The 1,131-nt window shown below is 68.2% G+C and carries 1 protein-coding gene; it reads left to right on the top strand.

Annotated elements, in window-relative coordinates; all coding sequences use genetic code 11:
- Nucleotides 1–1,131: DUF1501 domain-containing protein (locus tag ABIC66_RS24140; RefSeq protein ID WP_354073890.1), on the top strand; the 1,131-nt coding region annotated here is incomplete at its 5' end.

Genomic DNA, 1,131 nt, shown 5'->3' with positions numbered 1-1,131 from the left:
AGCCTCGTGCCGCTCTCCGGCACGGCCTTTGGCCTGCACGCGGCCATGGCCCCGCTGAAGGCGGTCTGGGACGATGGCGGCCTGGGCGTGGTGCTCAACACCGGCACCCTGTTCGCGCCCCTGACCAAGGCGCTCTACACCAGCCGTCCGGACCTGCGGCCCATCAACCTGATGTCGCATGAGGACCAGCAGAACCAGTGGCAGGGCATGCGGACCCGCGCCACCAACAACGACGGCTTCATGGGCCGGATCAACGATCGCGCCGCGGCCGCTTCGCTGCCGCCGCTGATCTCGATCGCCGGCTCCAACCTCTGCCTGATCGGCGACCGCTCATCGCCGCTGATCCTGCCCTCCAGCGGCTCGATCGTCCGCAACGGCTACAACGCCGCCAGCACCGACGCGGCGGTCAAGGCCCGCCAGGCGGCGCTCGACGTCTTCGCCGACGCCTCGTCCTACGGAACCCTGACCGACCTGACCAGCAAGGGCATGAGCTCGGCCTACGCCCAGGCCGTGCAAGCCAACGGCATCGTCAGCGCCACCACCTCCGCCGTGGACAAGTTCTTCGTCAATCCGACCACCAACGCGGCCCTGACTTCGGACATCTCCAAGCAGCTCTTGCGCGCGGCCCGGATGATCGAAGCCCGCAACACCTTGGGTCACGCCAAACAGACCTTCTTCGTCAGCCAGGGCGGCTACGACACCCACACCAACCAGCTGGCCAGCCACACCAGCCTTTATGCCGACCTGGCCATGGCCCTGGCCGGCTTCTACAACGCCATGAAGGCCCTGGGCCTCCAGGACAACGTCACCGCCTTCACCATGTCCGACTTCGGCCGGGTGTTCAAAGGCAATGCCAGCGGCGGCAGCGACCACGCCTGGGGCTCCAATCACCTGGTGGTCGGCGGCGCCCTGGCCAACGGCAAGGTCCATGGCCGCTATCCGGACCTGACCTTCGGCGGCCCCGAGGACGCCTCCAACGACGGCCGCTGGATCCCCTCCATCGCCACCGAGGAATACATCGGCGCCATCGCCCAGTGGTACGGCGTCAGCCCCGCCGACCTGCCCTACGTCTTCCCCAACTGGGCCAACTGGAACGGCGGCGGCAGAGGGCCCGTGCCGCTGTTCGGGTAG

This window comes from Caulobacter sp. 1776 (assembly GCF_040545685.1).
Classification (GTDB): domain Bacteria; phylum Pseudomonadota; class Alphaproteobacteria; order Caulobacterales; family Caulobacteraceae; genus Caulobacter.
The sequence above is the reverse complement of the archived record's forward strand: the minus strand, read 5'-3'. Positions and strand labels throughout refer to the sequence as shown.